Origin of the sequence: Bacillus sp. NP247 (genome assembly GCF_018966865.1) — a bacterium.
Taxonomy (GTDB): Bacteria; Bacillota; Bacilli; order Bacillales; family Bacillaceae_G; genus Bacillus_A.
This window is the reverse complement of the sequence record NZ_CP076653.1, coordinates 617,891-632,050: the sequence shown is the minus strand read 5'-3', so window position 1 is coordinate 632,050 and position 14,160 is coordinate 617,891. Positions and strand designations below refer to the sequence as shown.

14 protein-coding genes and 1 pseudogene are annotated in these 14,160 nt (G+C 35.5%); 11 read left to right on the top strand and 4 right to left on the bottom strand.

The window, feature by feature from the left end:
• The first annotated feature begins 328 nt into the window (after window positions 1-328).
• The 4 genes from spxA (at window position 329) to KPL75_RS03340 (ending at window position 2,000) form a co-directional block, all read left to right on the top strand.
• A complete protein-coding gene (gene spxA, locus KPL75_RS03355; protein WP_219919394.1) occupies window positions 329-724 on the top strand; it encodes a transcriptional regulator SpxA in 396 nt (131 codons plus the stop codon).
• A gap of 47 nt (window positions 725-771) precedes the next feature.
• Entirely contained in the window at window positions 772-906 is a 135-nt protein-coding gene (locus KPL75_RS03350; RefSeq protein WP_002146538.1) for a BA3454 family stress response protein, read from the top strand.
• A gap of 189 nt (window positions 907-1,095) precedes the next feature.
• Window positions 1,096-1,509, top strand: coding sequence for an Rrf2-family transcriptional regulator SaiR (gene saiR, locus KPL75_RS03345; protein ID WP_002146539.1), 414 nt, complete (start codon window positions 1,096-1,098; stop codon window positions 1,507-1,509).
• 158 nt (window positions 1,510-1,667) lie between these two features.
• On the top strand, window positions 1,668-2,000 hold the full coding sequence (locus KPL75_RS03340; RefSeq protein ID WP_219919393.1) for an IDEAL domain-containing protein: 333 nt from the start codon (window positions 1,668-1,670) through the stop codon (window positions 1,998-2,000).
• 122 nt (window positions 2,001-2,122) lie between these two features.
• Here the strand turns inward: KPL75_RS03340 and KPL75_RS03335 are convergent, their stop codons facing one another.
• Window positions 2,123-2,560, bottom strand: a complete 438-nt coding sequence (locus tag KPL75_RS03335; protein ID WP_258237036.1) for a VOC family protein — start codon at window positions 2,558-2,560, stop codon at window positions 2,123-2,125.
• A 687-nt stretch (window positions 2,561-3,247) separates the two neighbouring features.
• Here KPL75_RS03335 and KPL75_RS03330 point away from each other — a divergent pair.
• Complete coding sequence (locus tag KPL75_RS03330) at window positions 3,248-3,763, top strand: heme-degrading domain-containing protein (RefSeq protein WP_219919392.1); 516 nt, start codon at window positions 3,248-3,250, stop codon at window positions 3,761-3,763.
• Window positions 3,764-3,890: 127 nt separating this feature from the next.
• Here the strand turns inward: KPL75_RS03330 and KPL75_RS27340 are convergent.
• Window positions 3,891-3,977, bottom strand: a pseudogene (locus tag KPL75_RS27340) (MarR family transcriptional regulator); the annotation flags it as partial.
• Between the two features lie 410 nt (window positions 3,978-4,387).
• On the opposite strand from KPL75_RS27340, the gene zwf reads away from it, so the two are divergent.
• The 6 genes from zwf to KPL75_RS03300 all read left to right on the top strand — a co-directional run bounded on the left by zwf (window position 4,388) and on the right by KPL75_RS03300 (window position 12,844).
• Window positions 4,388-5,872 carry a glucose-6-phosphate dehydrogenase gene (gene zwf / locus KPL75_RS03325; RefSeq protein ID WP_219919391.1) on the top strand — a complete coding sequence of 495 codons (1,485 nt, stop codon included), beginning with the start codon at window positions 4,388-4,390 and terminating at the stop codon, window positions 5,870-5,872.
• A 39-nt stretch (window positions 5,873-5,911) separates the two neighbouring features.
• Window positions 5,912-7,906, top strand: a complete 1,995-nt coding sequence (tkt, locus tag KPL75_RS03320; RefSeq protein ID WP_219919390.1) for a transketolase — start codon at window positions 5,912-5,914, stop codon at window positions 7,904-7,906.
• Window positions 7,907-8,010: 104 nt separating this feature from the next.
• Window positions 8,011-8,904 carry a phosphogluconate dehydrogenase (NAD(+)-dependent, decarboxylating) gene (gene gnd / locus KPL75_RS03315; RefSeq protein WP_016129964.1) on the top strand — a complete coding sequence of 298 codons (894 nt, stop codon included), beginning with the start codon at window positions 8,011-8,013 and terminating at the stop codon, window positions 8,902-8,904.
• Between the two features lie 204 nt (window positions 8,905-9,108).
• Window positions 9,109-9,777 carry a fructose-6-phosphate aldolase gene (gene fsa, locus KPL75_RS03310; protein WP_000667688.1) on the top strand — a complete coding sequence of 223 codons (669 nt, stop codon included), beginning with the start codon at window positions 9,109-9,111 and terminating at the stop codon, window positions 9,775-9,777.
• Window positions 9,778-10,122: 345 nt separating this feature from the next.
• Window positions 10,123-11,646 carry a gluconokinase gene (gene gntK, locus KPL75_RS03305; protein ID WP_219921059.1) on the top strand — a complete coding sequence of 508 codons (1,524 nt, stop codon included), beginning with the start codon at window positions 10,123-10,125 and terminating at the stop codon, window positions 11,644-11,646.
• Between the two features lie 136 nt (window positions 11,647-11,782).
• Window positions 11,783-12,844 carry a lactonase family protein gene (locus KPL75_RS03300; protein ID WP_219921058.1) on the top strand — a complete coding sequence of 354 codons (1,062 nt, stop codon included), beginning with the start codon at window positions 11,783-11,785 and terminating at the stop codon, window positions 12,842-12,844.
• Window positions 12,845-13,085: 241 nt separating this feature from the next.
• On the opposite strand, the gene KPL75_RS03295 is transcribed toward KPL75_RS03300, so the two are convergent.
• Entirely contained in the window at window positions 13,086-13,631 is a 546-nt protein-coding gene (locus tag KPL75_RS03295) for a hypothetical protein (RefSeq protein ID WP_219919389.1), read from the bottom strand.
• Between the two features lie 289 nt (window positions 13,632-13,920).
• On the bottom strand, window positions 13,921-14,097 hold the full coding sequence (locus tag KPL75_RS03290) for a DUF1272 domain-containing protein (RefSeq protein WP_002146550.1): 177 nt from the start codon (window positions 14,095-14,097) through the stop codon (window positions 13,921-13,923).
• Window positions 14,098-14,160: the final 63 nt, after the last annotated feature.

Genomic DNA, 14,160 nt, shown 5'->3' with positions numbered 1-14,160 from the left:
CTATGGGAGCATTCACACAAAAGAAAACGATTTGTTACGGTAATAGAATTAATCCAAGACTTAACAGTTGATTAATAGAACTGTAAAGTTTAAAATTACAGTATGGTTTTAAGAAGTGATTTGTCATCATTTGTAAAATGTAGATACATTAATTTTATTAAAGTATCATTTTAAAAGGAAACGGATAGTTAAGATAAATTAAACATTGCCGAATAAATAACATTACGTGAATTTGATTCTAAACTGTAATTTTTTTAAATACACTTTTATAACCCATATTTGAAATAAGTGTACAATTGATAAAAAGCATTAAAGGAGTGTGTAAAATATGGTGATTCTATATACAACAGCAAGCTGTGCTTCATGCCGAAAAGCAAAAGCATGGCTTGAGGAGCATCAAATTGATTATATTGAAAAAAACATCGTATCAAATTCTATGACGGCTGATGAACTTAAATCAATTCTTCGTTTAACTGAAGAAGGGGCTACTGAAATTATTTCAACTAGATCCAAAATTTTTCAGGAATTAAATATAAATATTGAGGCGCTTTCGCTTAATGAATTTTATAAATTAATAATTGAACATCCACAAATGTTGCGTCGCCCAATTATGCTGGATGAAAAAAGATTACAGATTGGTTTTAACGAGGAAGAAATTCGCAAATTTTTACCACGTAGCGTTCGAACATTTTTGAACATTGAATTGCAAAAGTTGGCTAATTAATAAGTAATATTTCTTAAGGGGAATTTTTTGAAAGGAGGAAGCAAGAGATGATTGAAGTATGCGTTACAGTTAATTATAAAAATAGAAATTATCAAACAAATGTTATTGTGAGCAAAGATACGATCTGGACAAAAATTGAACAATTGGCAGAAGAACAAGTCAAGAAACAGTGGAATCTTTAAATTTATTTTACACTTAAAGAGCTAAATGAAGTAATGGAACATAGATAAGCTCCGATAGAATACAAAGAAATTTATTTCTTCATGGTAAGAATTATTTATATATTTTAACGTTTGACAAACTTATCTGTAATATTTATGGTTACAGTATGTTGAAAAGTGATTAGTAATTTATATCGTAGGAGGAAGACTATGAACAGTGACTTTACCTTGGCCATTCACAGTTTAACTTATTTAGCTCTACAGCCAGACCGGATGTCAACAAGTAATGCTATTTCAGAAAGTGCCGGTGTTCACCCAGTACGCATCCGCAAAGTGCTAAGTTTGTTAAAAAAACATAAGTTTATACAATCAAAAGAGGGGATTGGTGGAGGATTTATTTTTGCTCGAGATTTAAGTGAAGTTAGTCTCTGGAATATTTATCAAATAACCTCAGAAGGTGCTTTGCAACCTAAATGTCCAGAATCGAATGACCAGTGTATTGTAGGTTCGAATATGCGAAAAGTCCTTTTTACTATTTTCTTAGGTGCTGAAGAACATCTAGGTGAATATTTAAAGAACTATACAATGAAAGAAGTTGTTGATCTTATTAATCAAGAAAGATGAGCGGTTTGATTGTTATATAGCCGTGAGGTTCTTAACGTTTAAATGTAATAAAAAACAGTACAGTTTGGTTTTTATATCTTGTTTGCCGTCACTAAAAAATGAGAAGTTATTCTATTTTATTAATACTAAAATCATTTGTAAGAAGGTGAAAAAGTATGATGTCAAATAATAATCCTGTTTTAGAAGTAGGAGATTGGGTTCGAGGGATATCAAGGGAGGGTGAATTAATAACTGGTTATATTGAATCATTTGATACCCTAGGAGAATTAGTGAAGGTAATGGTTATTAGATGTGACAACGAAGACACAATAAGCAAAACAATTTCAATTTTAAGTAAGCACGTTAAAAAACTTCCTGAATCAAAGGCAATAAACAAGGAGCAAATCCTTTTTCTGATAGATCTGGCATTAGTAACCGGAGATGAAGAATGGTTTATCGGGCTTTCTTCAAAATTAAACGCCATAAAAGAGCTAGTTAATTTTCCCGACTAGCGACAAAAAAGCCACCTTTCACATAAGGTGGCTTTTTCGGTACTCACATGAGCAAAACTTAGTATCTTTTCACAAGTTCATTGTAGCGCTGTAAAAAATATAAACACCTTAATATATTTTAACTAGTCACGTTTAAATAGACCTTTTGGAGCGATAAGCTCTAAATTAGTACCATCTGGATTACGGAAGTAGGCAACTCCTGTACCAAATCCAGATTTCAAGCCATCTTCTTCTTGAAAGACAATTGGCGCGCCATCTGGTTGTACCCCAATTGCTTTTAGACGTTCTACAGCGGCATCAATATCTTCTACTTCAAAACAAAGATGCATTGTACTAATTTGATCATTTGAGTAACATGCTTTATCTGATTTAGGGACAATATATTCTAAAATATCGATGCTCAAATTGTCTAAGTGAAAGTTGGTATATTTAATACGAGTATCTTCAAGTCCTTGGGTCTGCGCCATTCTCTTTCCGCCAATTTCATCGATGTTTGATATTTTCTTACCTGTTAATGCTTCATAAAAAACGATAGATTTTTCTAAATTACTTACAATAATTCCAACGTGATTTACTTATGAGAAGCCTGCTGTTTTTTCACTTATCTTAGTTGCCTCCTATTTTTTAGGTGATGTAATTGTGAAACTTATAAAAATGGACCTTAAATGATAACATGACAAACAAGTTGTTTTTTTGAAAATTTATTCTTTTCATCAATGTTTTACTGTAATTAAAATGAGCCTTTAATAGAAGTTCTATTCTAAGTCTTTTGTAACAAGGCAGGAAAGAGTGTGTGCATGAAATCGTAACTTATGTAAATGTATCGTGGAAGAGTGTCTTTATTATGAATAAAGACACGGGAAATATAAGAGTGTTTTTCGAACAGAAAAGAATCTAATACCGACTAGGTTCTTTTTATTTCACTTGATAAAAAACTCCATAGATGAATTCGGATGGCGGTCATTGAGTGAAAAAAGTTTAATATTTAAAATATTAATGTTTAGTACATACATTTTTAAAGTGTTAAATATATTTCATAATAGTCTCTGTAAGAGGGGGATAAGTAGGAAAGTACTTTAAAGTACTTATAGCACTTTAAAGTACGTACTTTTTATAACTTTGAATATCATTCATAATAGCACCTGTAAGAAGAAAGTAAGCTTTACGGTACTAGTTACTCGATGTTACAGCAGTTTATATTCAGATTGATTGAAAGGTTGTACTATATAGCCTAATAATTTCAAAAAATGCCGGTGGGGCATAAAACAGTTATGGAGGTTAAAGATATGAGTACTTCAAATATGAGTGAAATAAGTCAACAAATTTTAATAGAGGAGGAAACTCTTCAATTTTCCTCTTTTACAAATGAAGATGCCTTGCAATTAGGTTTATTTATCGTTGAAACAGCAAAGCGAGAGGGAAAATTGATTGCTGTTGATGTAACAAAAAATGGTGTGCAATTATTTCATTTCAAGATGACAGGGACAACTGAGGAAAATACGAAATGGATTGAGCGTAAAAAACGGGTCGTTTCCCTGCATAATCATAGCTCGTATTATATGCAGATACAAAGTGAAATAACTGGAATCTCATATAATGAAAAATATCTTTTAGATGCTTCAGAATACGCTGCGTTTGGGGGATGCTTTCCTATCCAAATAAAAAACGTAGGGGTTATTGGGATGATAACAGTCTCAGGATTACCACCAGAAGTAGATCATGAATTGGTTATAAGAGCAGTTAAAAACCATTTGAAGCAGTAATGGAATTCATTTTAATGGTCAAATTAAAAAGGCAAAAACGAACATATTTCTGTTCGTTTTTGCCTTTTTATTATTTGTTTCCTGTAATGAGCAAGGACGTATTCCCATTCTTTTCGAGATGACATTCCTAAAAAGTACAAAGAGAAGCTAGTATGGACTCTAGAGGCCAACCGCAATTAGTTAAGTAATATTCTATTTTCGGTTGTACGCTATTCTTTGGATTATACCGTCTTCTTCTAATAAATAGACAAAACTCTGAAATAGATTACGGAATAAAAACTCTTTAATTCGAGATATTTTTCTTGACGATAATAATTTATGTAGTTAATATGCTGGATATAAGGTTATTTAATAACTAAAAGTAATTAAATATATATTATTAAGTATAGTTCGATAAATAAGCAAGTTGTGGTAGAAATGCTTTGAATTGCCACTATTAATATTGGGGACAATTAGAAAGCGAAAGGTATAAAAGAATTGAAATTTGATAACTCTTTGTTTTTTATAAAAAGAAAAGAGTTAGAAGATAAGAAGAAGCGAGAATGAATCAACAAGAGTATGAGCTTCTGTACAATTCAGTTTTAATATAGTGACAATGATTATACACCATGAGGGGGACTGAAATTGGGATCAATGACCTTTGTTTTATTTGGAGCGACAGGGGACTTAGCGAAACGAAAAATTTACCCCGCACTATATAACTTATATAGAGATCAAAAGCTTCCAAAGCAAATATCCGTTATCGGGCTTGGAAGACGTCAAGTATCTCATGAAGATTTTCAAAAAAGAATAAAAGAATCAATAGAGACGTTTTCTCGTCAGAGGGAAGAAGGTACTCCAGAACTCGAAGGTTTTTTAGATAATTTTCGCTATTGCTCATTAGATGTGAGTAAGCCGGAAGACTATGAGAGATTATTACAAGTCGTTCGTGAAAGGGAAGAAGAACTACATATAAAAGGTAATAGAATGTTCTATCTTTCAGTTGCACCTGAATTTTTCGAGACAATCGCTTTGAATATTAAGGAAAGCGGACTTGATAAAACGGATGGATGGAAACGCCTAATGATTGAAAAACCATTTGGGCACGACCTTACATCTGCTCGTGAGCTTAATGATAAGCTTAGTCGAACGTTTGAAGAAGACGAGATATACCGTATTGATCATTATTTAGGTAAACCGATGATTCAAAACCTTGAAGCACTAGAATTTGCAAATCCTGTTCTCCAATCGATTTGGAACAAAGAACATATAGCAAATGTACAAATAACAGCTAGTGAAACGGTTGGGGTTGAAGAAAGAGCCGGATATTATGATCACGCAGGAGCCATTCGTGATATGGTTCAAAATCATATGTTACAAATATTAATGATGACTGCTATGAATCTGCCGGAAAAGATTAACGCGTGTGAAATTCGAGAGGAAAAACGAAAGGTAATGGAGACGCTTCGTAAAGTGAAAAAAGAAGACGTTCAAAGCCATATCATTCGCGGTCAATACTCTTTGGGAGAGATAAAGGGACAACAAGTTATAGCGTATAAAGAGGAGCCAGGAGTAAATCCTTCTTCTAACATAGACACATTTGTTGCTGCACGCTTATGGATCGATAATCCGTTTTGGACTGGCGTTCCATTTTATATACGAACAGGCAAAAGAATGAAAGAAAAGTCTACTCGTATTGTAATTGAATTTAAAAATACGTTAAAACAGCAATATCAAGATAATAATCCAAATGCAGAACCTAACTTATTAATAATTGAAATTAGCCCAGGTGAGAATGTTTCATTACAGTTAAATAGTAAAAATCCATTGAAAAATGGAGAGATTGAACCAATTCGTATTAACTTTACTTGCGAGCAAGCGGATGTGGGAGTACCTGAAGCATATGAAAGACTTATCCATGATGCTGTGAGTGGAGACGCTACATTCTTTGCACATTGGAGAGAAGTTGAATTGTCATGGGAATGGGTACAACCAATTCTCGAAGCATTCGAGGAAAACTTATTGCCACTTCATGAATATGAGTCTGGTTCATATGGTCCAGATGCGGCTAATGCACTGTTACAAGAAAGTGAATTTAAATGGTGGTTAGATCAAAAAACGGAAAAATAAGTACATTCTTTAATGAAGGTATTTAGGGGGACAATTACTATGGCACAAAACATAAATCAATTAGCAGTGAATACACTTCGTACGTTATCGATTGATGCTATTAATGCGGCAAATTCAGGTCATCCAGGTCTTCCAATGGGAGCAGCACCGATGGCTTATGCATTATGGGCGAATCATTTAAATTACAATCCTAGTCACCCAGAATGGTTTAACCGTGATCGTTTCGTTTTATCGGCGGGACATGGATCTAGTCTATTATATAGCCTACTTCATTTAGCTGGATATGACGTTTCAATTGATGACTTGAAAAGTTTCAGAAAGTTAAATAGTAAAACACCAGGACATCCTGAATTTGGTCATACTCCTGGAGTTGAAGCGACTACAGGACCGTTAGGACAAGGGATTGCCAATGCTGTCGGAATGGCAATGGCAGAAGCTCATTTAGCAGCGAAGTTTAATAAGGATGGTCACTCTATTATAGATCACAATACGTACGCTTTAGTTGGAGATGGTGATTTAATGGAGGGTGTCTCTTATGAAGCGATGTCAATGGCAGGACATATGAAACTTGGTAAGTTAATTGTACTGTATGATTCAAATGAAATTTCACTTGATGGTGAATTAGGCATTGCTTTCTCTGAAGATATTCAGAAAAGGGCAGAATCTGTACATTGGCAATATGTAAGAGTTGAAGATGGAACCGATGTCGATGCTATTACAAAAGCCATTCAATTAGCGAAAGAAAATATGGATCAACCTACTCTTATAGAAATTAGAACAATTATAGGTTATGGAAGTCCAAAAGTTGCTGGAACAAATAAAGCGCATGGTAACCCGCTTGGAGTAGAAGAGGCGACAGCGACAAAACAAGTGTATGGTTGGCATTATGAGGAAGATTTCTTTGTACCTGAAGAAGTGAAAGCTCATTTTAATGAACTGAAACAAAAAGGTATTGAAAAAGATAACGACTGGAATGAGCAGTTTAACTTATACAGAGAAGTGAACCCTGCACTAGCGGATGAATTAGAAAAAGCGATTACAGGTGAGGTTTTAATCGAAGCGAATGATATTCTATCCTTTGATACTGAAAAAACAATTTCAACTCGTGTTGCAAGTGGGGAAGCTATTAATCATTATGTGAAATCGATTCCTTCTATTTTCGGTGGAAGTGCGGATCTTTCGCATTCTACTATGACAGATATGAAAGGTGAAGCAGTGTACGCAGTAGAATCGTTTGCTGGCCGAAATATATACTTCGGTGTACGTGAACATGCAATGGGAGCGGCAGCGAATGGGCTGGCACTTCATGGAGGAGTAAAACCTTTCGTGAGTACATTCTTTGTATTTAATGATTATCTTCGTCCATCAATTCGACTTGCTGCATTGCAAAAGTTACCTGTTACTTATGTATTTACACATGATTCGATTGCTGTAGGAGAAGATGGTCCAACTCATGAACCAATTGAACAATTGGCAGCTCTTCGGGCAATTCCTGGTCTAACAGTTATCCGCCCATCAGATGCAAATGAAACAGCGAGTGCTTGGGCCTATGCTTTACAGCAAACGGATGGCCCAGTCGTTTTAGTACTTAGCCGTCAAAATTTACCGGTGTTTGATGAAACGAAAGCGAATATAGAGAATCTTTCTAAAGGAGCTTATGTATTAACACAAACAAATGAAAATCCGGATGTGATTTTAATTGCGACAGGTTCTGAAGTATCATTGGCTGTTAGTGCGAAAGCAAAATTAGAAGAAGAACATGTTTCTGTTCGTATCGTCGCAATGCCGAGCTGGGAGTTATTTGATCGTCAATCACAAGAATATAAAGAATCGGTTCTTCCGTCTTCTGTAACAAAACGAGTATCTCTTGAGATGGGTGTATCTCTCGGTTGGGAGCGTTATGTAGGCCAAGAAGGAAAAGTATTATCAATTGAAACATTTGGAGCTTCAGGAACTGGAGCTGAAGTCATGAATCTATTTGGATTTACGACAGAAAATGTTGTTCACATTACACAAAATGTATTGAATTCTTAAGCTATGACTGTGAATACCTTTCTAGATTTATCGATACTGAAAGGTATTCAAAATCGTAGTGATATGGATTTTTAATAAAAGATAATCTGAGGAGGAATTATATTATGCAAGTAGGATTAATTGGTTTAGGTAAAATGGGATTAAACTTAGGGAAAAATTTAATTGATCATAAACATGAAGTAGCAGCATTTGATTTAAATACGAGCGCAGTAGAAGAAATGAAAGAGTATGGGGCTACAGGCACATCTAGTTTAAGTGAACTTGTTCAGTCATTAGAATCACCAAGAATTCTTTGGGTTATGGTTCCGCATGCTGTTGTTGATTCTGTTATTGATGAGGTTACACCATTGCTTTCAAAAGGAGATATTTTAATTGAAGCGGGTAATTCACATTATAAAGAGTCTATTCGCCGATATGAGCAATTAAAGAAAGATGGCATTCACTTTATGGATGCAGGAACTTCTGGCGGAATGGAAGGAGCTCGTAATGGTGCTTGTTACATGATCGGAGGAGATCAAGAAGCTTGGGAAATCGTTGAACCTATCTTCCGCGATACAGCTGTAGAAAATGGATTCTTATATGCTGGAAAAGCTGGTAGTGGTCACTTCTTAAAAATGGTTCACAATGGAATTGAATACGGTATGATGGCTGCTATTGGTGAAGGATTTGAGATTCTAGAGAAAAGTGAATTTGATTACGATTATGAAAAAGTATCAAGAGTATGGAACAACGGTTCAGTAATTCGCTCTTGGTTAATGGAATTAACTGAAAATGCATTTTCTAAAGATGCAAAACTTGATGAAATTAAGGGCGTTATGCATTCTTCTGGTGAAGGGAAATGGACAGTAGAAACAGCATTAGACCTTCAAACAGCAACGCCTGTTATCGCAATGTCTCTATTAATGCGCTACCGCTCATTAGACAATGATACATTTACAGGGAAAGTTGTAGCAGCTCTGCGCAATGAATTTGGCGGACATGCAGTAGAAAAGAAATAAAGTGAAACTTTAATCAGTGGGGGTTCTTTATCCACCACTGATTATTAGCCTTCACCAATCGGGCTTTTACGGAAAGCCCGAGCCCCAATCTAACTTCTTTGCTTCGCTGAATTTTGAGGTGGAGGTCTTACTGCCCGGCAAATAGCGGGATAGGCATCCTAAACATGTAACTCATCAACGTTTAAAAACTGGAGGGAATTAATTATGAAGTTTTTTATTGATACTGCAAATCTTGAGGACATAAAAAAAGCATATAAACTTGGAGTTTTAGCTGGTGTTACAACGAATCCTTCTTTAGTAGCAAAAGAGGGTGTTAAGTTTGAAGACCGTATCGCAGAAATTTGTCAGGCAGTACCTAAAGTTGAGTCTGTTTCGGCAGAAGTAACGCCAGATGCTGTTACAGCTGAAGAAATGATTGCTCAAGCAGAAGAATTAATTAAAATTAACGGTGGCGATAAAAACGTCACGATAAAACTTCCGATGACGTTAGCAGGATTAGAAGCTTGTCGCTATCTTACTGAAAAAGGTGTGAAAACGAACGTTACACTTATTTTCACTGTGAACCAAGCTCTTTTAGCAGCCCGAGCAGGTGCAACGTACGTTTCTCCATTTTTAGGACGTTTAGATGATATTTCTGAAGATGGTGTACTATTAGTTGCTAAAATTGCTGAATTATTCGATATTCATCAATTAGATACACAAATTATTGCGGCTTCTGTCAGACACCCAGATCATGTAACTCGTGTAGCGATGGCAGGTGCTCACATTGCAACAATTCCTTATAAAGTAATTGAACAACTTGCTATGCACCCATTAACAGACCAAGGTATTGAAAAGTTTGCTGCGGATTGGGCAAAAGCGCCTAAATTATAATGAAGTGAAGTTTTCAATTGCTTTTTCACGAGAGGGCCACTCTCTATGTAACTTAACTTCATCCTATAAACGTAATCTCGAGTTTGGCATCTTATTACATGAAAACGGCAATATAAAGAGAAAAGATTCATTTTCAAAATAGCACAATAGATAGGAAAAGGCCCCCCTTATGGGAGTAAAGTTTGTTAAAACGTAATTCTCATAAGGGCGAGTCTTTTTTCGTATAAATTATGGTGCTCTCAAGTATGTATATGTAAATATCCTTCTCACTTAAGGAAGAACTTTGTGGGTGCTCTTTTGTTATAGGAATATTTTGAAAGGGGTTACATAGTGAACTCGAAATATATGATTGGTGTAGATATTGGGACAACTAGTACAAAATCAGTTTTGTTTTCGATTGATGGGTCTGTTATTGCAAGCCACGGGATTGAATATCCTTTATATTCTCCAGCACCAGAAATAGCAGAACAAGATCCAGAAGAGATTTTTCAAGCAGTGATACATACGATTAAAGAAGCTATACAATCAAGTGATGTACAACCGATTGATATTCTTTGTGTTTCCTTTAGTTCGGCAATGCATAGCGTCATCGCTGTAGACGAAGAGGGGACTCCATTAACGAGATGTATCACTTGGGCAGATAATAGAAGCGCAAGCTGGGCGGAGAAAATAAAGAATGATATGAATGGTCATGAAATTTATTTGCGTACTGGCACACCAATTCATCCTATGTCACCACTTTCGAAATTAGTTTGGCTACAGAATGAGCAGGCAGAATTATTTGCAAAAAGTTATAAATTCATTTCGATCAAAGAATATGTTTTTTATAAGTTATATAAGGAATATGTAATTGATTATTCAATAGCATCGGCAACAGGAATGTTTAATTTGAAATCTTTAAAATGGGATGAAGAGGCTCTACATGTTGCAGGAATTACAGATGAAAAGCTTTCTAAGCTTGTTCCAACAACGCACAGCTTAATAGGATTAGATGAAGAACTTGCAAAAGAGATGAATGTACTTGTTTCTACGCCTTTTGTAGTAGGGGCGAGTGATGGAGTACTATCCAATTTAGGTGTAAATGCAATAAATCCTGGGGTTGTTGCGGTTACAATCGGTACAAGTGGTGCGATACGTGCTGTAACAAATCGTCCTGTAACAGATCCAAAAGGTAGAATTTTTTGTTATGTCCTAACTGAAGACCATTGGGTAATCGGTGGACCTGTTAATAACGGTGGCATGATTTTCAGATGGGCTCGTGACCAATTAGGCACTTCAGAGATTGAACTTGCAAAGCGCTTAGGAAAAGATCCATATGAAGTGCTTACTGAAATAGCAGGAAAAGTGAATCCGGGGTCTGATGGTTTATTATTTCATCCGTATTTAGCAGGGGAAAGAGCTCCTTTATGGAATGCAAATGCGCGAGGATCTTTCTTTGGACTTGGATTGCATCATAAGAAAGAACATCTTATCCGTGCTGTTTTAGAAGGGGTAATTTATAACTTATATACCGTTCTTCTCGCTTTAAAAGAGCTAATTGGCGAACCGAAAAAAATTCAAGCGACAGGTGGTTTTGCAAGGTCGGAACTTTGGAGACAGATGATGGCGGATATTTTTCATCAAGATGTATATGTTCCTGAAAGTTTCGAAAGCTCTTGCTTAGGAGCTGCTATCCTTGGTTTATATAGCTTAGGTGAAGTAAATACATTAGACGTAGTTGCTGAAATGGTAGGTGCAAATTTCTATCATGAGCCAAATATGGAAAGTGTGAAAAAATATAAAGATTTAACGCCGATTTATATTCGTTTGTCCCGTCATTTAGAAGAAGAATATGAAAGTATAGCAGCTTATCAAAAAAAATGGGTTTAAAGGCTATTTAGCAAGAAAATATGGTAACGTATAAAGAGGTACTCCGATTTTTTAGGATATTCTTTCAATATAAATAGTTTAAGGCTACTTAGTAAGAAGTATGATGAACAAAAACTATAGGGAGAGGGTTATGAAAATGAAGGATAACAAAGAGTTTATTGGATATGTTGGAACTTACACGAAAGAAAATAGTGAAGGAATATATAAGTTTACTTTAAACACAGAAGCGAAAAGAATTAGTAATGTAACACTTGCGGCCAAGCTGGATAACCCTACATATGTAACGATTAACCGAAATAATGAATATCTCTATTCCGTTGTTAAGGAAGGCGAATCTGGCGGTGTAGCTGCTTATTCCATTGATAGTCATACTGGAGAACTAAAAGCGAAAAATAGACAAGTAGTAGAAGGTGCTTCTCCTTGTCATATTAGTGTTGATAGTGGAAACCATACAGTAGTTACAGCGAATTACCATAAAGGAACGATTGAGTCTTTCGTAGTAAATGAAAAAAATGGAACTGTAAATCCTGCCTCATCTATTATGGCGCATGAAGGTTCAGGTCCGAATAAAGAAAGACAAGAAAAACCACATGCGCATTATGCGGGATATACTCCTGATGAAAAATATGTGGTCGGTGTTGATTTAGGAATTGATAAGTTAATTACGTATGAAATAAAAGATAGTACATTAATAGAAGTAAATAGCTTGTCTGGGAAACCAGGAAGTGGTCCAAGACATATTACTTTTCATCCAAATGGAAAATACGCTTATGTAATGACGGAGCTTAGTTCAGAGGTTATTGTGTTAACATATAATGCAGAAGAAGGGTCCTTTACAGAATTACAGTATATTTCTACCGTTCCAGAAGAGTTTGGTGAAAATAGTCAAGGAAGTGCGATTCATATTTCTTCTGACGGCCGTTTTGTATATGCAGGTAATCGCGGCCATAATAGTATCGCTGTCTTCAGTGTGGATCAAAATTCAGGTCAGCTTACATTTGTTGAACATACATCTACAGAAGGAAATTGGCCGAGAGACTTTGTATTAGATCCTACTGAAAAGTTTCTTGTTGCTACAAATGAAAAGTCACATAATCTTGTGCTATTTTCAAGAAATGAATCTACAGGAAAGTTAACACTTTTACAATCTGATGTTGTTGTGCCAGAGCCTGTTTGTGTTAAGTTTTTGAATGTTTAACTTGAGTTGTTTATTCATGTTCTTCGTATGGAAGAATTAGGATGCGGTCACTTATAACACCCTTTTCAAAAAAATAAGGTGAGGAATGCCTTTTCTTAGTGTACATAATAAATCGTTATGTGGTATATATGGAAACCGCAGGTATATTTGCAAAAAATAAAAGCACCCATTTTAGGGTGCTTTTACAACTTATAGACTATTCATCATGTCTCCAATTACTGTTATTTTTAAAAGTGTAATATCAGGATAATTTAATCAAATTAATTGATGCTGCAAGTTTTCGACCATCACAAGTGTCTATAACTTCATCTAATACATTTCTCAATTGAACAGTAGCATTAGCTGGGATGAACACAATAGCACCACCAGAAACAGTGGCACAAACATTGCGATCAGCTTCGTTATCAGTAACGCCAAATCGCGTTTGATTATTGGGAACTTCCACCCCGTTTATGAATATCCCCAAATCCCTGTCACCGCCAGGAACACCGGGATCATAATTCACACTTACATAATATTCAATATAATATGCCCCAGCTTGAACAACGTGGATAGTCACTCCATCAGGATCTAGATTTAATCCACCAGCTGTCTGCCCAGTAGCATTCCAAGGCATAGGCTGGTTGCTGACTAATGTGACAAAGTTAGTCTGATAAAAATTACCGAAAGCCGGTGAAAATACACTTGGTGGTCCCTCGATAACAACCTTCTGTACGCATGTTTTGCATTCTTTATGACATCTACAGTTACAGTGTCTATGTCCGCACTTCTTACAACGTTCAGACAAAAAAACATCTCCCATCTTATCAATTAGCTATTAGTATGAGCTATTAGTAATATATTAAGCTTTTTACAAATACGAAACGGATGCTTGTCCTAGGAGATTTGAATTATTTATAAAAAGCATCATATAATCGACACTGTTTCTGTTCAAACTAACGGACGTACAGAGAGCGGTCCTGACCACTTCCCATGCATTGGTGTAAAAGGTTCAGGTATGGGCATACAAGGTATTATGACACGTGAAAAAGTAACTGTATTAAACTTAGTTTAATATTATAAGAAGAAGTGCTTTTTTATTGTTTCTTTTTCGGTCTACGTACTAATTCGCCGCCGCAGTTTGGACAAACGTTTTGTCTTTCTTCTGTACATGGTGCGCAAAATGTACATTCATATACGCAAATGTATGCTTCAGAATTTGACTCGAGCGATTGATCGCAAATTTGACAGTTGGTTTTCATTTCTAATGCCATAGTAATCCTCCTTGTTATTTGAAAGTTCTTAATTTAATTATAATTGATAGTGTAGTGGAAGTC